General features: G+C 58.3%; 19 protein-coding genes and 1 pseudogene. 6 read left to right on the top strand and 14 right to left on the bottom strand.

Going from position 1 to position 20309, the window contains the following annotated elements; genetic code table 11:
* Positions 1-39: 39 nt before the first annotated feature.
* Entirely contained in the window at positions 40-768 is a 729-nt protein-coding gene (locus tag BN1129_RS12540) for an RluA family pseudouridine synthase (RefSeq protein WP_084204643.1), read from the bottom strand.
* A 232-nt stretch (positions 769-1000) separates the two neighbouring features.
* Between BN1129_RS12540 and BN1129_RS24595 the strand changes: the two genes are divergently transcribed.
* From BN1129_RS24595 to BN1129_RS12530, 3 genes are all read left to right on the top strand, one after another.
* Positions 1001-1405, top strand: coding sequence for a GNAT family N-acetyltransferase (locus BN1129_RS24595; RefSeq protein ID WP_209418509.1), 405 nt, complete (start codon positions 1001-1003; stop codon positions 1403-1405).
* A 120-nt stretch (positions 1406-1525) separates the two neighbouring features.
* Complete coding sequence (gene rihA, locus BN1129_RS12535) at positions 1526-2461, top strand: pyrimidine-specific ribonucleoside hydrolase RihA (protein ID WP_042036955.1); 936 nt, start codon at positions 1526-1528, stop codon at positions 2459-2461.
* Positions 2462-2494: 33 nt separating this feature from the next.
* Positions 2495-2965 (top strand): hypothetical protein, encoded by a 471-nt coding sequence (locus BN1129_RS12530; RefSeq protein ID WP_042036954.1) that lies wholly within the window; start codon positions 2495-2497, stop codon positions 2963-2965.
* A gap of 190 nt (positions 2966-3155) precedes the next feature.
* On the opposite strand, the gene BN1129_RS12525 is transcribed toward BN1129_RS12530, so the two are convergent.
* Positions 3156-3452 carry a winged helix-turn-helix domain-containing protein gene (locus tag BN1129_RS12525; protein WP_042036953.1) on the bottom strand — a complete coding sequence of 99 codons (297 nt, stop codon included), beginning with the start codon at positions 3450-3452 and terminating at the stop codon, positions 3156-3158.
* A complete protein-coding gene (locus BN1129_RS12520; RefSeq protein ID WP_042036952.1) occupies positions 3449-3979 on the bottom strand; it encodes a DUF1523 family protein in 531 nt (176 codons plus the stop codon). Before BN1129_RS12520 ends, BN1129_RS12525 begins: the two co-directional genes overlap by 4 nt.
* Before the next feature lie 484 nt (positions 3980-4463).
* Here BN1129_RS12520 and BN1129_RS12515 point away from each other — a divergent pair, with 484 nt between their 5' ends.
* Both BN1129_RS12515 and BN1129_RS12510 read left to right on the top strand, forming a co-directional pair.
* The gene (locus BN1129_RS12515; RefSeq protein ID WP_042036951.1) at positions 4464-5096 is read left to right on the top strand and encodes a LysE family translocator; all 633 of its coding nucleotides are present in this window, start codon (positions 4464-4466) and stop codon (positions 5094-5096) included.
* 284 nt (positions 5097-5380) lie between these two features.
* Positions 5381-6172 (top strand): DUF1460 domain-containing protein, encoded by a 792-nt coding sequence (locus BN1129_RS12510; RefSeq protein WP_042036950.1) that lies wholly within the window; start codon positions 5381-5383, stop codon positions 6170-6172.
* 131 nt (positions 6173-6303) lie between these two features.
* Here the strand turns inward: BN1129_RS12510 and BN1129_RS12505 are convergent, their stop codons facing one another.
* From BN1129_RS12505 to BN1129_RS22550, 9 genes and pseudogenes are all read right to left on the bottom strand, one after another.
* Positions 6304-7407 carry a beta-N-acetylglucosaminidase domain-containing protein gene (locus tag BN1129_RS12505; protein WP_042036949.1) on the bottom strand — a complete coding sequence of 368 codons (1104 nt, stop codon included), beginning with the start codon at positions 7405-7407 and terminating at the stop codon, positions 6304-6306.
* Positions 7408-7449: 42 nt separating this feature from the next.
* A complete protein-coding gene (locus BN1129_RS12500; protein WP_042036948.1) occupies positions 7450-9177 on the bottom strand; it encodes a potassium/proton antiporter in 1728 nt (575 codons plus the stop codon).
* Between the two features lie 279 nt (positions 9178-9456).
* A complete protein-coding gene (locus tag BN1129_RS23385; protein WP_157013375.1) occupies positions 9457-9603 on the bottom strand; it encodes a hypothetical protein in 147 nt (48 codons plus the stop codon).
* Entirely contained in the window at positions 9600-10289 is a 690-nt protein-coding gene (locus tag BN1129_RS12495) for a M15 family metallopeptidase (protein WP_042037022.1), read from the bottom strand. Before BN1129_RS12495 ends, BN1129_RS23385 begins: the two co-directional genes overlap by 4 nt.
* 61 nt (positions 10290-10350) lie before the next feature.
* Positions 10351-11478 carry a succinyl-diaminopimelate desuccinylase gene (gene dapE / locus BN1129_RS12490; RefSeq protein ID WP_042036947.1) on the bottom strand — a complete coding sequence of 376 codons (1128 nt, stop codon included), beginning with the start codon at positions 11476-11478 and terminating at the stop codon, positions 10351-10353.
* Between the two features lie 22 nt (positions 11479-11500).
* Positions 11501-11851, bottom strand: a complete 351-nt coding sequence (locus BN1129_RS12485; protein ID WP_042036946.1) for an ArsC family reductase — start codon at positions 11849-11851, stop codon at positions 11501-11503.
* 193 nt (positions 11852-12044) lie between these two features.
* Positions 12045-12956, bottom strand: coding sequence for a LysR family transcriptional regulator (locus BN1129_RS12480; protein ID WP_042036945.1), 912 nt, complete (start codon positions 12954-12956; stop codon positions 12045-12047).
* A 315-nt stretch (positions 12957-13271) separates the two neighbouring features.
* Entirely contained in the window at positions 13272-13586 is a 315-nt protein-coding gene (locus BN1129_RS12475; protein ID WP_042036944.1) for a hypothetical protein, read from the bottom strand.
* Positions 13587-13929: 343 nt separating this feature from the next.
* Positions 13930-14103, bottom strand: a pseudogene (locus BN1129_RS22550) (DDE-type integrase/transposase/recombinase); the annotation flags it as partial.
* 299 nt (positions 14104-14402) lie between these two features.
* On the opposite strand from BN1129_RS22550, the gene BN1129_RS12470 reads away from it, so the two are divergent.
* Positions 14403-17132, top strand: coding sequence for a cation-transporting P-type ATPase (locus BN1129_RS12470; protein ID WP_042036943.1), 2730 nt, complete (start codon positions 14403-14405; stop codon positions 17130-17132).
* Positions 17133-17701: 569 nt separating this feature from the next.
* Here the strand turns inward: BN1129_RS12470 and BN1129_RS12460 are convergent.
* Positions 17702-18358 carry a Dph6-related ATP pyrophosphatase gene (locus BN1129_RS12460; RefSeq protein ID WP_042036942.1) on the bottom strand — a complete coding sequence of 219 codons (657 nt, stop codon included), beginning with the start codon at positions 18356-18358 and terminating at the stop codon, positions 17702-17704.
* 188 nt (positions 18359-18546) lie between these two features.
* Complete coding sequence (locus tag BN1129_RS12455) at positions 18547-19890, bottom strand: anaerobic C4-dicarboxylate transporter (protein WP_042036941.1); 1344 nt, start codon at positions 19888-19890, stop codon at positions 18547-18549.
* Positions 19891-20309 lie beyond the last annotated feature (419 nt).

The raw sequence follows: 20309 nt of genomic DNA, 5'->3' as shown, positions 1-20309 counted from the left end.
CCCGCCACACTCGCGCTTATTGCCATCTACTCACTGCACCTAAAAAGGCGCTGCGCAGCGGATCTGCATCGGCTCGCCGCTCACCGGATGAGTAAAATCCAGTTCGCTGGCGTGCAGCATCAGCCGCGGTGCCTGTTCGCAGCCAGGCAAGAGCAGGCCGCCATAGAGATCGCAGCCGAGGATGGGATGCCCCAGCAGCTGGCTGTGGATCCGCAGTTGATGGGTACGGCCGGTCTGCGGCACTAACCGCACCCGGGTCAATGGCACGGTTTGACCCTGCATCTGCTGCGCCAGCCGCTCAATCACCTGATAGCGGGAGCGGGCGGGTTTGCCGCTGGCGGCGCAGATCTTCATCAGCGGGAAAATCGCCGGATCCTTGGCGATAGGCGCGTCTATCACCCCCTCATCGTCAGCCAGATGGCCGCACAGCAGGGCGCTGTAGGCCTTGCTCACCGCCCGCAGGCTGAACTGCTGGCAGAGCAGGGCATTGATGGCCTTGTTTTTGGCCACCACCATGATGCCTGAGGTGCCAAAGTCGAGGCGATGCACCAGGGTGCAGCCGGGGTAATCCTGCACCAGCCGATAATGAACCGAGTCGAAGTTCAGCGGGTTCTTGCCCGAGAGGCTCAGCAGGCCGCTTGGCTTGTTGATCAGCAGCAGCTGCTCATCCTCAAACAGCGTCTCAATGGCGGCAGTGCAGGGCGGGGCGATAAAGGTGTCGACGATAACAGACATAGGGCGCACGGGCTGGAAACGGGGGGCGATCATACCCGAACTGGCGCAGCCCGGCGAATGGGCCGTGTGGATTGCCTGATGGGGGGAACGAGATAGCCCTGTTCAACCATTTGATAATGAACTGGTTAAATAACACCACGGTTGGCAATGCATGGCTGTTTGGAAACGAACAAGGCCCCGTTTTGTGACCCCTTCCCGAGTTCATCCGAAGCTTGCTTGTTAAGGTATGGCTCCCTGTTAGGCCAATCTCACATCTGGAGCGCGAGTGCTATCCATCACCGAAAGTAAAAAACCTGACCTTATTTCGCACTCAATGCTCCGCGAGCGTGCAGAACGCGCACAAAACGGAAGGTCGAGAAATTACATTGCAAAAATAGATGAATGCGAGGTTGGTTTTCTTTGCTACGAAGATTGGAGCGATCAGAGGAATGGCTTCATCTACGAAATACTTGTTCTTCCTGAGTATCGAGGTCAAGGGGTAGGTCGCAGTTTACTTTCGTACTCAGAAGCGCTAGCCAAAAGCCTTTGCTGTACATCTATTCGGCTTGAACCCCACCCTTTTGATCGCACGATCGACTCTAGCTGGCTAGTTTCGTGGTACATCAGACACGGATATGCATCAATGCCAAATGATCCGAGGAAGATGGAAAAAATACTTGTTAGCTCATAGTTCTATTCATCATATGCGTTCAACTCGAAGCCCATGGCCTAACAAATGGTTCAAATCGCTCGCTCGGGACCGGCTAAATCCGGCCCCTTAACCAACCGCTATGTTGTAAGGACCCTTTCCATGGCTCTGCCCGTTATTCTCGATTGTGATCCCGGCCATGACGACGCTATCGCCCTCATTCTGGCGCTGGCCAGCCCCGAACTTGACGTGCTGGCTGTCACCACCAGTGCGGGTAACCAGACGCCGGACAAGACCCTCAACAATGCCCTGCGCATCCTGACCCTGCTGGGGCGGGACGATATTCCGGTGGCGGCGGGGGCGCCCAAACCGCTGGCCCGCGCGCTGATCATCGCCGACAACGTCCATGGCGAGTCGGGTCTTGATGGCCCCACACTGCCGGATCCCGCTTTTGCGCCGCAGGCCATGACGGGGCTCGAATTGATGGCCAAGTGTTTGCGCGAGAGCCCGGCGCCCGTGACCCTGGTGCCGACTGGCCCGCTCACCAATATCGCCCTGTTGCTGGCGGCCCACCCGGAGCTCAAACCAAACATTGCCCGCATCGTATTGATGGGGGGCGCCGCGGGGGCAGGTAACTGGACTCCGGCGGCGGAATTCAATATTTATGTCGACCCACAAGCGGCCGATATGGTGTTCAAGTCAGGCATCCCCATCACCATGTGTGGCCTTGATGTGACCCATGAGGCACAGGTGATGGATGAGGATATCGAGCGGGTGCGCGCCATCAGCAATCCGGTGGCCCAGTGCGTGGCGGGTCTGCTCGACTTTTTCATGATCTACCACCGGGACCCCAAGTGGGGATTTACCGGGGCGCCGCTGCACGATCCCTGTACCATAGCCTGGTTACTGGCCCCCGAGCTGTTCCATGGGGTCGAATGCCGGGTCGATATCGAAACCTGTGGCACACACACTACCGGTATGACGGTGGTGGATCGCTATGGCCTGACCGGCAAACCGGCTAATGCCCTGGTGTTGCTGGGACTGGATCGTTCGGGCTTTATCGACCTGCTGGTCGAGCGACTGCGGGCGTTTGGCTGACCGCCATTGCATGATTGAGAGAAGGGATGGGAAATGTACAAAGCGTCGCTGGCACTGCTGGCCGGGTTGCAATTGATGGCCTGTTCCACGCCGTTTGAATCTATGTGGCAGGGGCTGGCGACCTGCGAGCTCGATGATCTCTATCTTGATAGCGAAACCGGCGAGCCGGCCCACCCTCAGCTCAAAAATTTCACTCCCTACAAGGTGACGGACGGGTTTGCCTGGTACAAGACTCGCCAGGATCTGCATGGCCTGCCCATCAGCGGCTTTCTCATCCCCTCGTCCACCTTCGAGGTGCATGCCCTGTTCGTGGACACCCCCATCGCCAATGCGAGAAGGCTGACTCATAACGCCTATGGCAGCGAGTTTTCCGACGAGCAGAAGCACAACGAAGGGCTGGCTCCCCTGCTGCTGCGCGACCCCAACAACCCCAAGCGATCCATCATAGACTGCACCCAGGGTGAGGCTTTGGAGCCGCAGCCGGAAGAGCCCTTCCCGGAATAAGCTTTCCGCTATCTCCAGCGACTTGTCCGTCCTCTCGACATAAAAAAACAGGGGCCAGCCTCATTGGCTGGCCCCTGTTTGTCGTCCCCTCGCCAGGATCAGGAATAACCCGGCGTCTGCTTGATCACGGGCAGTTGCGCCGTGATCCCTGCCGGGTTGGCTAGCTCCCCCGGTTGCCGCGCGATAGCGCTTATGGATAACCCAGCGTCTGCTTGATCACGGGCAGTTGCGTTTTGATCCAGGCAGGGTTAATGGGCCCCCAGTCGCCTATGCGATAGTGCCCCTGCAGGTGACGCGCCCCCTCGGTCTGCTCGAAGGCGCAGCTGATGTCCAGCTCCGCCAAGGCACTTAGCGTGTCCTGGGCTGTGCGTCTAGGCATACCGGTGGCGGCCATGATGGCCGGGATGGTGTCTGTGCCCTGACTGATCAGCCAGGCCACGTAAAGCCGTCGATAGAAGCTGGATCGTGTCTTGCTCGGCTCTGTCATATCTTGTCCTCGAGCCGGTCGAAGTAGCGCCAGGTCGCGAGGATGGCCTTGCCCATCACCAGTGCCCAGATGCCGAACCAGAACCAGCGGAAGAAGCTCCAGGTGGAGGCGTCAGGCTCTGTGCTCTCAATCTTGGTGACGTTGGGGAACATGGAAAACATGTTCACGCGCCAGCCGTAGGAGGTGATGCGCGCCAGACGCTTCTCGAACTCCATGGACTTGGCCTTGGCCTGCACATCGGCGGCATTGAACTTGAAGTAGAAGGGCCAGCCCCACTGGGTATCTTCGTTGCGAAACACGCGGATATTCTCGCCGGGCCGTTCGGTATAGATGTAATAGACGTCAGTCGTGGGGCCGTCAGCCGGGTTTTTCTGGCTGATGGGGCCATCCTTGTCGGTGCGTTTCACCTCGACCCCTGTGATGGTGGCGATGGTGTGCTCCGGCAGATAGAAGTCGAGCCAGATGGCGGAGACGAGGGCGATGAGGCCCAGGCCGATGAAGGCCGGTTTCTTGAATTTCAGCATCATGATGATCTCATGTGAGGGGGAGTGACGTGCCTCTACCATACTCACATTTGGTGGGTCGGCCCAGTCCCTAATGAAGCCATTCCATAAAAAATAGCGTTTAAAACAATGACAAGTCGACAGTGCCATTAAAATGAATGCCCCGCGAGCGGAGCCTTAGTCCGGCGTGATCGCGCAACAATGACAACTGGAACTGGGTCCGCTGTTTGTGCTGCGGCTCGGCGAGTTGTGACAGTTCGTGACTGGCGGCGACGCAGGAGAGGCCTCGGCGGCGGTGGCCTCCTTGTTGCGGGTCATGCTGGCTGTGGTTTCGTTCATGTCCGAAATGGCACCGCCTATCTCCTGCGTGCTGATCCCGGCCATGAGGATCATCAGCAGGCTGGCCAGCAGAAGCGGTATGAGAACTTGAAAACGGATAGACAGGTTTTTCTTGTGTTAAAAGAGTGTGATAGGCAAGATTGCGGGCTTGTTACCATGGAGGTGTAGTGTGTCCGACTGGATTGATCCCGCTATTCTGGCGCTGTTTATTCCCACGTTTTTCTTTGTCTCCGTTACCCCCGGTATGTGCATGACCCTGGCGATGACCCTTGGTATGAGCCAGGGGGTGCGCCGTACCCTGCCCATGATGTGGGGAGAGCTCATCGGGGTGGGGCTGGTCTCGGTACTGTCGGTGATCGGGGTGGCGGCCGTCATGCTTAACTACCCGTCACTCTTCTCGACCTTCAAATACGTGGGCGGCGCCTATCTTATCTGGCTCGGCATCCAGATGTGGCAGGCCAAGGGCAAGATGGCAATACCGGCGGATCTCTCGGCCGGGCAGGAGACGCGCCCCCTTGCTCTGGCCATACAGGGCTTTGTCACCGCCATCGCCAACCCCAAGGGCTGGGCTTTCATGGTTTCCCTGCTGCCCCCTTTCATCAACGCGGCCAAGCCGATGCCCCCCCAGATCAGCGCCCTGGTGGCCCTGATCCTGGTCATAGAGTTCTCGTGCCTGCTGCTCTACGCCAGCGGTGGCCGCACCCTGCGTCACTTCCTCGCCAAGAGCGGCAACGTCACCCTGATGAACCGGATCGCTGGCTCCCTGATGTTTGGCGTAGGGGTCTGGCTGGCATTGGGCTGACAGTGCAGCCAGCTCATGGGATGGGTATGAGGCCGGTGTTGTAGAGGCCGCGTCGCGGCCATGACTTGAGACGGAAATAAAGCAGCCCCGGCAGTGCCGGGGCTGCTTTATTTGGTGAGCAATGGCCCAGTCAGGCCGGGCGTGGGCACATTTGCTTACATTTTTTTTGTTTTCAATCGGCGACCATTTCATCAGTCTTCCATGGCATTAGATGAATATCTTCTACATGTGATGATGAGCCGAGCAATCCACGCTTTATATTTTTTGGTCAAGGGCGGTAATGGATGATGAAGTTAATAGGCGTCGCGTTACTCACTTTTGCTGGTGTGGCAGTGGCCGGCAATGGAAAAAACCTGGATTTTTACAATATAGAGGAACAGCAACTCGCTGACATGTTTGCGCAGCATCAGGGTGGCACGCCAGGCCAGTCAATAAAGGATTTCTCACGTCTGTTTCTGGATAATCCCTATGTTGCCAATCGTCTGGTGGGAGCGAGTGATACCCAGGAAAAACTGGTGGTGGATTTTGGTGAGCTGGATTGCTTCACCTATCTGGATTACGTTGAGTCACTGCGGCATTCAACGAGTGTGCATAATTTCATCGAGAACGTCATGCACACTCGTTACGTAAATGGTGAAGTCAACTATCTGACTCGAAAACATTTTTTCTCTGACTGGGTGCATAGTGGCAATAAAGTCAGTGATGTGACCCATCTAGTGGGAAATTATGTCGTGACTGTCCCAAAAATACTGAATCTGAAGGCGGATGGTGGCCACTACATTCCGGGGCTGGGAGTGAAGGACCGCGACATCAGCTATATTCCGAGTGATCGCGTGGATGAAGATACCTTGAGTCTGCTGGAAGATGGCGATTATATCGGCATCTATACCAATATTACTGGCCTGGATGTGACCCATACCGGCATTTTCATTCGTGGCGAGAATGGCCCCGTTCTGCGCAATGCCTCGTCAGTTTCGACGAATATGAAGGTGGTGGATTCGCCCTTTCTTGACTATGTGAAGAACAAGCCGGGGATCCTCGTTTACCGGGCCACGGATGATAATAGCCCGTCATGATCGGGCCGGGTATGAGTGAGGCGTTTAACCGGTTGGCCATGACGGGTGTAAAACGCGTGCATCCGTGAGCCGGATGCCGTCCCCCTGTGACAATGCCACTCTGGATGGGAATGGGCCCCCGTGGGGGCGGGTTAATCGGTCAGGCAGTCGGGGTCGAACACATACTCCCCATCCAGCCAGCGCACGATTTCGTCGACGCATGCTTGATCCCGAAACGGCAGGTAGCGCGCCTTGAGGGCGGCAATCTGCTCGGGGGTGAGCTGCGCTAGCCCCAGATCCTGAAACAGCGGCAGGTCGGCCTCGATCATCGCCGAGATCTGCGGGCCACAGGTGGCGTTGAGGGCGGCGTGCAGCGCCTTGTCGGGGTCATACTGCTTGCCGAGTTTGTAGCTCATGGGCAGGGTGGCCAGCGGTAACACGGAGAGCGCCGCCTGCTTCATGGGGTTGACTGCGTGGCCCGCCACCAGTTCTGCCAGCTCGGCGGGGCGGTTCTCGAAGGCGCGCAGGTGCAGGAAGCTGCTGGCCTTGCTGCCATCGTTGACCGGGTAGTTGTCCCACAGGAAAGGCTTGCGGTGCAGCCAGTCGGCCACTTGCTTGAGGTGTGGGGCCGGGTACTCGCTGGAGCAGACTTTGGGGCCGGTCCAGAAGATGTCGATGCGCCGATCCAGCCCCTGGCCCAGATCGGTCAGATAGTGGGGTGGCATGGCGCCGAACACCTTCTCCAGCACGGGATCCGTCGAGTAGTAGCTGGGACAGAACAGCAACCGGCTGGCGCGGGTGTGGGCCGCAATGTCGTGGGCCATGGTGAGCTGCCAGTGGGCGAGATCCGGTGTATCCCCCTTCATGTCGTCAAACAGCACCGCCAGTATATCGGGCTTGAGCGCCTCGTCGATGAGCCGCACCTTCTCCAGCAGGGCCGAGCGCTTGCGGGCATAGTCGTGATGGGCGCCCATGGGGCTCAGGCCTATGCCAAAGGCGAGGCCGTTTTCACGGCACTGACGGGCCAGCTGACGCAGGGCCTCGAGCTGGGCAGCAGGCCAGGGCTGGGTCCAGTGCTTGCGCAGATAGCCGTCTTCTTTCGGGGCATAGATGTAGAAGCCATAGCCGTGGCGGGGCAGCCACTGGGCGTAGCGGGCGCGGGCTTCCCAGCTCCAGCCCTTGCCAAAGAATCCCTCTATCAATCCCAGCTGGGGTGAAGGGGGTTGCAGGCCAGACAACAGAGTTTGGTAAGGCATAGATAACTCCCTTCTCGCTGGGAACGGGTCGGACGAGCGGCGTCAGACCGGGTCTTCTTCCTGAAAGCGCACCCCTATCTTGCGGGGCTCACCCTCTTCCATTTCGGCCACGGTCCAGATCAGTCCCTGCCATTCAAAGTGGTCGCCGACAACCAGATTATCGCCCAACTGGTCGGCAATAAAATGGCCCAGTGTCTGATCCGCCACTTCGCTCACATCCAGCCCGTAGAGGGGGGCCAGATCCACCAGATTGGCGGCGGCTTCCAGCAGGAAGTCGCCGAAGAAACGCGGCCCCAGATCCTGCTCGGGCGCCTGGCTGAACAACTGGCCGAGGGCAGGCAGATCCCGTTCGTGGCCGATGACGCAGAGGATGTCATCAGATTGCAGGCAGGTACTGCCCGAGGGGTGGAGCAGCTCCTGATCCCGGAACAGGGAGCAGATGCGGGTCCCCTTGGGCATGCGCAGATCCCGCAGGGGCGAGCCGATGCACCACTTCTCTGCGCTCAGGCGGTAGACGAAGGTCTCCCATTGGCTGTCCAGATCTATCTCGAGCCCGGAGCGGTTGATGGGTGACGGCGGTGCCGGTACTTCTACCCGAGCCAGCCTGGATGCCAGCGGCAGCGAGCTGCCCTGCAATATGAGGGAGACCAGCACCACGAAGAAGGCCACGTTGAAGTAGAGCTGGGCGTTGGGCAGCCCCGCCATCATGGGGAAGACCGCCAGTATGATGGGCACGGCGCCGCGCAATCCGACCCAGGAGATAAACCAGCGCTCGCGGGGGGCGAAGTTCTTGAATGGCAGCAAGCCAATCCAGACCGAGACTGGGCGGGCGAACAGTATCATCCACATGGCCAGCGCCAGCGCCGGCAGGGCGATGGGCAGCAGTTTGTGGGGCGAGGCGAGCAGCCCCAACACCAGAAACATGCCGATCTGGCTGAGCCAGGTCAGGCCATCCAGTACGGACAGCGTGGTGCTGCGGCTGCGCAGTGAGAGGTTGCCGAGCAAGAGGCCGGTGAGATAGATGGCGAGGATGCCGCTGCCCCCCACCGCCGTGGTGAGGGCGAATATCAGCAGACCGCCGCTGACGGTGAGCAGCGGGTAGAGGCCGGGGGCCAGCCTGGCGCTGTTGATGAGGCGCCAAAGCAGCCAGCCGCCACCAAGACCTATGCCTGCGCCCAGCCCAAATTGCTTGCCGAGCTGCAACAGCAGGAAGCTCCAGTCCAGCCCTTGCTGCTGGGTGGCGAGGATCTCAATCAGGGTGACGGTGAGAAACACCGCCATGGGGTCGTTGCTGCCCGATTCTATCTCAAGGGTGGCGCTGACCCGCTCGTTCAGGCTGCGTCCACCGAGCAGGGAGAAGACGGCCGCCGCATCGGTGGAGCCAACGATGGCGCCGATCAGCAGACCTTGCATCAGGCTGAGATCGAACAACCAGGCGGCGATGAAACCGGTCAGGCCCGTGGTGATGGCCACCCCTGCGGTCGCCAGGGAGAGTGCCGGCCAGAGCGCCACCCGAAACGAGGAGACCCGGGTGCGCATGCCGCCATCGAGCAAGATGATGGCGAGCGCCAGGTTGCCGACCAGATAGGCGACCGAGTAGTCAGCGAAATGAATGCCGCCCGGGCCATCTTCCCCAGCCAGCATGCCGACCGCGAGAAATATCACCAGAATGGGGATGCCGAGACGAGAGGAGAGCGTGCTTAACAGGACACTGGCTCCCACCAACAAGGCCGCGATTAAAAAGAAACTGTTGATGGTGACGGCATCCAATGGCGAACTCCTTCTGTCAAAATGCAAATCAGGCACATTATATGCAGTTTGTTGGGCGCTGTGTGGCTTAATTGTGCATTAATTTGCAGTTTTTTACATTTTCGGTGCGCGTGTGACGGGGCAATTTGCACCGAAAAAGGCTGGATGCGAGTGGGGGAAAGGGGGACTTAATGTGAAACGGTTCACAAAATCGCCCCGGCTTGGGGACGGCCTGCCAGCCAGGTTTCCCACAAGTAGCAGGGGCGCCGTAGTGGCGCCCCTGGCGGGCTGAGAGGACGGTCAGTCATCCTCGTCGTCTTTGACTTCCCTGATCTTGTCCTTGTAGTCGGGCAGCTGTTTCTCAAGCCGCTTCATGTCCTTGATGGCATTGAGAAACATGCCGAGCAGGAACAACAGCGGCAGGCCTATCCATAACCACAGATTCATGATCTTTTCCTTTCATCGGGACAGAGGGTGACATAACGGGCCAAAATCTCGTCAAGATGGGCCAGTATGGTCGACTTGCCTTCAATATCCGCCTGTTGCAGACAAAGCACCAGCGCATCCGGATCCAGCCGTTGCTCGGTGGACTCCAGCGCGAAGCTGATATGCCAGGGTTCGTAGGCGACGCCACTGCCGGCTCCCGCCGGTTTGGCGTAAGGCAGGAAGAAGCCGAAGTCGTTCATGTGATCGCTCAGCCAGTCGCCCAGATCGGCAAACCAGCCGCCCTCCTCATACTCCCAGGGCTCCAGCGCCAGTCGGGTGTCGGCGGGCAGACAGTCAGGGTCGTAGATGTCCAGATCTGTCCCCCAGTGGTGACGGCTGGTACCGGGCAGGGCACTCCAGCGCAGGATGGCGTGCAGCCGTTCTGTGTCGCTCAGTTGCAGGGTATCCAGCGGCTGGTTGTTGGCATCCAGCAGGGGCCGCTCGCCACGCCACTTGCCATTCCAGATGGCGAGCTGACGGTCGAACCCGCGCCAGCTGGAGGCCGCCTGCAGGTTGTGCCCCTCATGGGAGGCGGCCACCTGCATGTCGTTGAAGGCCGCCGCCGTGGCCGCCGTCAGACGATGGGGCCCGCGCCCCACCAGGATAAGGTGGTGCTCGTCTCGCCCCAGCAGTTGATCCTGTGTCATGCCCATCCCCGATCTGGTGTGCTGTTGCGCGGGAGACCCGCAAGCCCGCGTTGAAGAGGCGTCATGCCAGCAACCGATCCAGGATGCCCTGGTACATGTCGGCCAGCAGCTCCAGATCCCCGGCCTTCACGCACTCGTTCACCTTGTGGATGGTGGCATTGACAGGGCCGAGCTCGATCACTTCGGCGCCAGTGGGGGCGATGAAGCGCCCATCCGAGGTGCCGCCCGTGGTGAGCAGGGCCGGTTGCTGGCCGTTCACCTGTTCGATGGCCGCGACGGCGGCATCGAGCAGATCGCCGGTATCGGTCAGGAAGGGCTGGCCGGAGAGGGTCCAGTCAAGCTGGTAATCCAGCCCGTGCCTGTCCAGCAGTGCCTCGACCCGCTCGCGAATATCCATGTCGGTCAGTTGTGTGCTGAAACGGAAGTTGAACTGGACCTGCAGCTCGCCGGGAATGACGTTGGAAGCGCCTGTGCCCCCTTGAATGTTGGCGATCTGGAAGCTGGTGGGCGGGAAGTAGGCGTTGCCCTCATCCCACACGGTGGCGGCGAGTTCCGCCAGCGCCGGCGCCGCCTTGTGAATGGGGTTGTCCGCCAGATGGGGATAGGCCACGTGGCCTTGCACCCCGCGCACCAGCAGATCGCCGGTGATGGAGCCGCGTCGGCCATTTTTCACCACATCGCCTACCACGGCAGTGGAGGAGGGCTCGCCGACGATGCACCAGCGGATCTTCTCGTGGCGCGCCTCCAGGGTATCTATCACCCGGGTGGTGCCGTTGATGAAGGGCCCCTCTTCATCCGAGGTGATGAGAAACGCGATCGACCCTTTGTGATCCGGATTGGCCACGACGAAACGCTCTGTGGCCACCACCATGGCGGCGAGCGACCCTTTCATGTCGGCTGCACCACGCCCGTAGAGCACGCCATCCTGAATGGTCGGCTCGAACGGCGGTGTGTGCCATTTGTCCAGCGGTCCGGCGGGCACCACGTCGGTGTGCCCGGCGAAGCAGAACAGGGGGCCTTCGCTGCCACGGCGAGCCCAGAGGTTGGTTGTGTCTTCAAACACCATGGGCTCAATGACAAAGCCGAGGCGTGCGAGGCGCTCAGCCATCAGGGTCTGGCACCCTTCATCCAGCGGGGTAACTGAGGGGCGGCGGATCAGATCCTTGGCCAGTGCGATGACATCCGACATCGGTGTTCCTTAACAGAAAAGTTTAACGAGAGAGCAGAGATTGGTAGTGGTCAGCCTTGAAACCCAGGGTCAGTTCGCCGTCCCTGTCGAGCAAGGGGCGTTTGATCATGGCCGGGTGTTCCAGCAGCAGGGCGCGGGCCTTGGCGGTGTCTAGCCCCTGCTTGGCCTCATCTGGCAGGGCGCGGAAGGTGGTACCTCGGCTGTTGAGCAGCGCTTCCCAGCCAAGCGTTGCCAGCCAGTTGTCCAGCGCGGCAGGATCCAGCCCATCGGCGCGATGGTCGTGAAAGCGGTAGTCGATGCCAGCCTCATCCAGCCACTTGCGGGCCTTCTTGATGGTGTCGCAGTTTTTGATGCCATAGAGGGTGGTGGCCATGGGGAGTCCTTATCTGCGGGCGTGGGCCCTTGGAGCTGAAACGTGAAATCGGCAACTTGAGATCTGAATGTGACATCAAGCAAAGGCCTGATTCTGGCATTGTGGCTATCCCATGGCAACGGCGGAGCCGCACCTTGGGTGATTTTCCGCGGGCGAGCGGGCAGTGGGAAAAGAGCCCGGCGCGCCGACGGGATCAACGCTCGCGCTGGGATTGGCACCAGAGGTGCAGCTCGGACTCGAACCAGTTGAGCATGGCGTGGTTGTCGTCGCGGCGATGGCGGATCAGGCTGACTTCAAAGGTCGGCAGGGCAAAGCGGGTCTCGAACTCCATCAAACCCAGCAGCGGCATCAGTGGTCGCAGTACCCTGGCGGGAGAGGTCAACAGCAGGGGCGCGTAGGGCAGGATGAAGGGCGCCGCCAGAAAACTCTGCACTATCAAAGGGGTATGACGGGTCATGCCGTGGGCGGCCAGCAAGTCATCGACTATGCCCCCTTCGCTGCCGCGGGGGGCAACCAGCAGGTGCTGGGCCTTGGCGAAGGATTCGATGCAAAGCACCTGGCCCTGGAACGGGTGGCTGTGGTGCGCGGCACAGATCAGCTTGTCTTCAAACAGCGGGATGCGACGAAAACGGCCGGGCACCTCATCCTGTTTGTTAATCACAATGCTGATCACCCCCTCATCGAGCTGACGCTCGTAATCCGCATTGAGGGGCACCATGTGGAGGCGCAGGTTGGGCGCTTGCTGCTGCAGGTGGGCCAACAGGCTTGGCATCATCACGTACTCCACGTAGGTGTGGGCACCGATGCGCAGGACGCCCTCGAACTGGCCCGGATCGAGCTGCTCCGGCTGGCTGAACGTCTGCTCTATGTCGTGCAGTATCTCTCGCAGCGGCAACAGCAGCGCCTGTGCCCTGGCGGTGGGTTCCATGCCCTGGGGGGTGCGGATCAGCAAGGGATCGTCATAGAGCAGCCGCAGGCGAGCCAAGGCACGACTGACGGCTGGCTGACTCATGGCGAGTCGCTCGGCAGCCTTGGTGGTGTTACGTTCCTCCAGCAGCGCCTTGAGCACCACCAGCAGGTTGAGGTCGACGCCTCTTAAATTCATTCTGTGCATAATGGAATGCTAATAAATCATTTCCTTAAGCAGGGCCTTCACTTTAGTCTCATTCCCCGTCGATGGTCAGCATGAAGCATGAATAAATCAGCGATTTATACACACCCATGTTGTCCTGTTACCTCTTTCGCGTGGTGCCGGGGGTAGCAAGATTCGACAGCCTGAACTCTTTACTCTGGTCATCCAGAGCGTTGCTTGCTTAGTACCCGCCTTCGAGGCGGGTTTTTTTTGCCTGCGGTTCAGGTGAGCGGGCCCGAAGAAGTACAAAACGCGCCACCGGGCGCGTTGTTGTGATGATGCTATGACTCAGGACGTAACCGGCCACTGGTAGTCGAACACCTTGGCACGTTCCCAGGGGGCGTCCGGCAGACTGGAGGAGAGGCCGGTATATTTGCCCACATCATCCACCACTATGGTGGAGAGGATCGGCAGCTGGTGCTCGGTGCAGTACATACGGATGCGTTGCAGCAGGGTGCGCAGCTCATCCTGGCTATGCTCCAGCCCGGCCTGCCTGGCCAGTTTGGAGTAACGAATGGTGGTGCGTTCCTTTGCAGACTCGACGAGGATGTCCCATAGCTTGTAGTCGCTGGTGGTCATACCCGCGGTGGCTTGGCTTGTCATAATTCTCTCCGGTGCGAAATGGTCGCTGTGTCGATGCGCATCTTGGCCAGTTCACTGGCCCCTGACGTTGATCCAAAGCAAAAAAGTCCGATGTTATCCATCAGAACGGGTGGCAAAGGGATTCTAAAGGGTTGCCTTTAGTTTGAACGACCATTTTTTTGTTAAGTTGGTAGCATTTTATGTCACAGCAACGTGGCAAAACCACATTTATTGGCAGGGAGCAAAGGGAACGCGAGGCCTGACCATTAGGGGGGATCGTCATAAGATTGAGGCTCATAAAATCAGATCACAAAAGAAGCCTTTCCATGTCTATTTCATTTGGTTGCCGCTAAAGATCCTGTTCATGGAGTGTGGCTAAAGCTGCGTTGGTACCACTTTGATCGATAGTGACGATGGCCTTACGGAAGAAACGCAGAGCTGCAGCCGCATCCCGCTTCGTTGTCAGCCGAAAATCTATTGTCTGACCAGATGTATCCACTGCCCGGTACAGATATTTCCACCATCCTCTGATTTTGATGTCATGACAGGAGTTTGCAACTAACTTGCACTGGGTTTATAACCATTAAGCGGTCCAATATGGCGCAGGGTGGCTACACGCCAAAGCAGCATTTGGCAAAGGCTGCATAACCTCTAATGTTGAATGCCCCTATGAATGAGGGTATTTCCCTATCATGCGGCCAATGACTTACCCACAGGTTGTTGAAATTATTAATATTTATGCATATTTGACAGCGAAGCCATGGACATCACCACGGCAAAATGGCTGCCGACGCAAGTAGGAATACAGATTCAACTTACTTTTAGGAGAGGCGTTAAATGTCAGCAGACACTCCCCATAAGCACCATGAGCCCATTACGCCGGAGAAAGCATGGTATCAGTATGATATCGAAGAAACTCTTCGGCATTTAAACAGCCAGCCGGAAGGCTTGAGTGAACAAGAAGCTACTGCACGCCTGGCGAAATTTGGCCCAAACGCGCTGCCTGAGAATGCCGGGAAAAGCGCATTTATCCGTTTTATTGCCCATTTCAAAGACGTGCTGATCTATATCCTGCTGGCCGCTGCTTTTCTTAAGGCAGTGATGGGCCACTGGATAGATACCGTGGTGATCCTTGGTGTAGCAGTCATCAACGCGCTGATCGGTTTTATCCAGGAAAACAGCGCAGAGAAATCGCTGAAAGGTATTCGGAATATGCTTTCCAGCCAGGCGATCGTGGTACGTGATGGAATCAACCATACGGTGAATGCCGAAGACCTAGTGCTCGGCGATATCGTGTTATTACGCCCTGGGGACAAAATTCCTGCCGATTTGCGGGTATTGGAATCGCACAATCTGCAGGTTGAAGAGGCGATCCTGACAGGTGAGTCGACCGTTGTTTCCAAGCAAACCGATGCGATCAATGAAGAAGTGATGATTGGCGATCGCACCAACCTGCTATTCTCCGGCACCACCATCAGCGCAGGGAATGCCAAAGGCGTGGTGATCGCAACCGGCGGTCACACCGAGCTCGGTCACATCAGCGAGATGATTTCTACCGTTGAAACCCAGCGCACACCGCTGCTGCAACAGATGGATCGTCTGGGAAAAGGGATCTTTATCCTGATCCTGGTGATGATGGTGCTGTTGGGTCTGTTTGCCTTAACACTGCGCGATATACCGATCAGTGAATTGCTACTGGCCTTGATTAGCCTGGCGGTAGCCTCGGTGCCTGAGGGGCTGCCCGCTATCATCTCGATCATCCTGTCGCTGGGCGTACAGGCGATGGCGCGCAACCGCGCGATCATCCGCAAACTGCCAACGGTAGAAACCCTCGGTTCAATGACGGTGATCTGCTCAGACAAAACCGGCACCCTGACCATGAACGAAATGACGGCGAAAAACGTCATCATGGCCGACCATGCCTTCCGCGTAGAAGGCGAAAGTTATCAACCCACCGGCGGTATTTTCTTCACCGACAGCAACAAACAGGCGCGAGTGCAGGATATCCCTACGCTTGCCCAGTTTATGACTGCCATCACTCTGTGTAACGACAGTCAGGTGAAGCAGGATGACAACAGCCGCTGGATCATCACTGGCAGCCCGACGGAAGGGGCACTGAAAGTATTGGCGATGAAAGCCGAACTGGAGATTGGTGAAGCCCGTCAGTTGGCGAAAATTCCGTTCGACTCCAGCTACAAATACATGGCGGTACGCAGCCAGGTGGCGGGCAAAAATCAGGTGTTCCTCACCGGTGCCCCAGATGTGCTGTTCTCGCTGTGCGAATTGGAACTGACAGAATCCGGCATCAAGCCGTTCCGCCGCGACTACTGGGAAAAAGAGATGTCGCGCTTTGCCGAACAAGGCTTACGCATGGTGGCTGCCGCCAGTAAAACCACGCCTGACGAAGAGCTGGAGCTGGAACATAACCATATCCGTCAGCAAATGGTGTTTATCGGCATTGCCGGGGTGATGGATCCGCCACGCCCTGAAGCGATCGCCGCGATCGCCGAATGTCAGCAAGCTGGTATCCGCGTGAAGATGATTACCGGCGACCACCAGACAACCGCCATGGCTATCGGCGCCATGCTCGGTATCGGTAACAGCCAGGACTCCATTACCGGCAGCCAGTTGGAGCATATGGATGATAAAGCGCTGGCAGAGGCGGCTGTACATTACGATATCTTTGCGCGTACCAGCCCGGAGCACAAACTGCGCCTAGTAAAAGCGTTACAAACTAGAGGGGAAGTGGTCGGTATGACCGGCGATGGTGTTAACGATGCACCCGCGCTTAAGCAGGCCGATGTCGGAATCGCGATGGGGATAAAAGGCACCGAGGTCACCAAAGAAGCTGCAGATATGGTACTGACCGACGATAACTTCGCCACCATCGCCAGTGCGGTCAAAGAAGGCCGCCGGGTATATGACAACTTGAAGAAAACCATCCTGTTCGTGCTCCCTACCAACCTGGCGCAGGGGCTGTTGATCATCATCGCCATTCTGGCGGGTGCGATACTGCCGTTAACCCCGATCCAGATCCTGTGGATGAACATGGCGACCTCAACCACCCTGTCGTTCGGCCTGGCGTATGAACCCGCTGAGAAAGGATTGATGCACCGAAAACCGCGTATACCGGGCAGCCATGTGTTGGATCTGCATGCCATCTGGCGTATCTGCTTTGTCGGTATTCTGATCGCCATCAGCGCTTTTATACTGGAAGCCTGGATGGCACCACGCGGCTACAGCAGCGAATTCATCCGTACTGTGCTGCTGCAAACCTTGGTCACCGCGCAGTGGGTTTACATGTTCAACTGCCGCACAGCTGATCGCTTCCCACTAAACCGTCAGGTGTTTATGAATAAAGGCCTGTGGCTGGTGAGTGGCGTATTGCTGCTGTTACAGATGGCCATCATCTACCTGCCATTCATGAACTCGCTGTTCGGTACCACACCGCTGCCGCTGTTCTACTGGGGCATTACGCTGCTGATTGCTGTCGCGCTGTTCCTGATTGTGGAAGTCGAGAAGTGGATTATTGTGCGCATCAGGGCAAACCGCAAAAAAACGGCATAATCTCTGCGTCAGTTTATACCCAGCGCCCGGCATACCCTGCCGGGCGTTTTCTTCGGGGCTGTCCTCATAAGGTCGCGTCACACAAGTATGTGCAGCAGATCTGCACTGCGGCTACAAACGAACTCGTGTTTTTGGCATATCTTGTTGCAATTACTTCAGATGCAGGAAGGCGTTTTCCACCAGATGTTTTGCCTGATAAAGCGCCCTGTCGTGGTCTCGCAGCTCCTCGCGATTACGTTTCGAAGGAATGACTGGCTCTATTCCTTTGGTACGGGCTACCTCCATCAATGCATTGGTAACATATCCCTTGTCCGCCAATAGATACGCAGCGTCCAGGCTGTCAATCAAGGTCGCGGTTTACATACCATCCGCTGTCGCTCCTGATGTCAGGATGCATTTCATTTCCGAGAGTATCCAAATGGATTCTGTTGTTTGGCTCCCCTTGGTAACCCCCTGAGCGGGTGTTGACATGAGGCGATGATTTTTACGTTAACGGGGCAGGTATTGTACTGAAACCCACCAGTTCAAGACGACAGCCCCTCGCGAGTGAGCCGGATTATTCCGCGTTGCTACCCCTGCGGCTCGGCCAGATAAGCCAGATGATCCTGCCGCACCACCTGCCAGCCATCGAGGTGCAGCGGAGCGGTAAAGCCCGGGCCGTCGGTCACCATGGTGTGGTATTCCCCCTGCTCGCCGCAGGCATCGAATCCTTGGCGTTCGGCCAGCTGCTGCAACTCGGTGAGGGTGGCTGCATCCAGCGAGCGCCCAGTCCACTCGGGGGCCAGCACCCGGGTATCGACGCAGGAGAGGTGGGCGACGATGCCGCGCGCCAGCATATCGGCCAGCAAGGCTTGGCGAGATTGTTGCCAGAGCGGGGTGTGGACGGTGAGCCCGAGCGGGCGGCAGCGTTCGCGGATCCAGTTTGGCTCTCCCCCCAGGCTGTCGATATCACCGGTCACCACCCCGTCGAGCGCCCACTCCTGCTGCAAGCGGTTCAGCGCTGTTTCATAGCGCTGCTCGAACGGAGCTTCTATGGTGACCAGCAGATGGGGCAGCCCGAGGGCCGCCGCCTGACGGCGCACCAGCTGCAAGGGGTGAGCCAGAAAACGGGGCGCAGGGGGCGCAAAGGTGGCCAGTGCCACCACCTGATGACCCGCTGCGCGGGCATGACAGAGGGCCAGCATGGCATCTTTGCCACCGCTCCAGAGCAGGATGACGCGAGACATGGGGGACATTCCGGTGGTGAACGAGGGGGCATGCTACCCAGTGGCGGGGGCGCAGGTAAAGGCATAGTGTCTGCAAATGGCGGCTGGAAATAGCGGCAGGAAATTGCTGGGTAATAGAGAGGGGGAGAAAAGAGCAGGCCCCCGCAGCGGGGGCCTGTCTGGCAAGAGCGCGATAAACGCCGTTGCGATTACAGCAAAATGGTGGTCAGCAGATAACCCAGGGCGCAGGAGCTGCTCACCCCGATCAGCCCCGGAATGATGAAGCTGTGGTTGATGATGAACTTGCCGATGCGGGTGGTGCCGGAGCGGTCGAAACCGATACAGGCCAGATCGCTCGGGTAGGTCGGCAGCACGAAGTAGCCATAGCTTGCCGGCAGGAAGGCGATCAGCAGCTTGGGTTCAACACCCAGCGCCAGCCCCATGGGGGCGATGGCGGTCAGGGCTGCGGCCTGGCTGTTCACCAGCTTGGAGATGAGGAACAGCACCAGGGCGTAGGTCCAGGGCTGGGCCTGTACCACGTGGGCCAGAGTCTCTTTGAGCAGCGGCATGTGCGCCTGGAAGAAGGTTTCACTCATCCATGCCACCCCGAACACGGAGAAGATGGCGACCATACCGGCCTTGAACACAGGGCCGTTGGAGATCTCACCCGGCTTGACCTTGCAGCGCATCAGGATGATGGCACCGGCGATCAGCATCATCATCTGGATCACCAGGTTCATGGAGAGTGGGCCAGTTTTGTCCTTGATGGTGAACACCGGACGCAGACCTTCGTTGGCACCGAGCAAGACCACGGCAGCGATGGCTGCGAAGAAGATCCAGGTAGACCAGTAGGCCTCTTTCGGGAACTTGGTGTTGAGCAGGGTTTCACCACCGCCATAGATGAAGGTGCGCTGCTCCGGATCTTTGATCTTGGCCTGGAACTCTTCGTCCTGATCCAGATCCTTGCCGCGACGCAGGCTCCACAGGGCCGCCATGACCACACCGGTCAGGGAGGAGGGGATGGCGATCATCAGGATGTCGAGCAGGCCGTAAGCCTGACCGATACCGTGACCGGCCGCCAGAATGGAGACCATGGAGACCACGGCAACGGAGACCGGGGAGGCACAGATCGCCATCTGGGAGGCAACGGATGCCACGGCCATCGGACGCTCGGGACGGATGTTCTTCTGCAGCGCGATGTCAGCGATGATGGGGAACATGGTGTAGACCACGTGGCCGGTACCGCACAGGAAGGTGAGGGTCCAGGTGGTGAGCGGCGCCAGGATAGTGATGTATTGCGGGTGACGGCGCAGCAGACGCTCGGCCACCTGCATCATCAGGTTGAGGCCACCGGCCGTCTGCAAGGTGGCGGCGCAGCCGATCACCGCGAGTATGGTCAGCATGACCTGAACTGGCGGTTCGCCCGGCACCAGGCCGAAGACGAAGGTCAGCAGGAAGAGACCGATACCACTGATGAGACCCAGTCCCATGCCCCCAAAGCGGGTACCCAGCAGCAAACAGCCGAGTACCACCAAAAATTCCATCAAGATCATTCCATTACCTCGTGTGTTTTAAGCCATGTCAGTGTTGTGTTGGGCTCATGGACCGGGATTGTCTGTTTTTATTTAGCCCTAAAGGGTTAGAGGGTATTGTGCCTGCCTAACAGAGGTAAAAATTTGAGGTACTTCAATAACTCATCGTTTTTTGATTTAACTGCATAAAAACCACGTATTAACATCATTGTTATTTGTAGTGCCAATAAACGGTACCGTACGGGGCTCTGTGTGCCTCAGGGGGGCAAGGGGAATGGCGAGGGACCTATGGGGGAGCGGGCGGCGTGCTTCATTGTGGCGGTCAGCGGGGCGAAATGCCGCTGCCTGGATAACAAAAAGCCGACCCTGGGGTCGGCTTTGTCGGCAAGTGGCCGTAATCAGAACTCGGCGGTACGCGGGGTACGCGGGAAGGGGATCAC

It is taken from the genome of Aeromonas popoffii (genome assembly GCF_000820025.1).
Taxonomy (GTDB): Bacteria; Pseudomonadota; Gammaproteobacteria; order Enterobacterales; family Aeromonadaceae; genus Aeromonas; species Aeromonas popoffii.
Note: the sequence above shows the minus strand (reverse complement) of the source record. Positions and strands in the feature narration are given on the sequence as shown.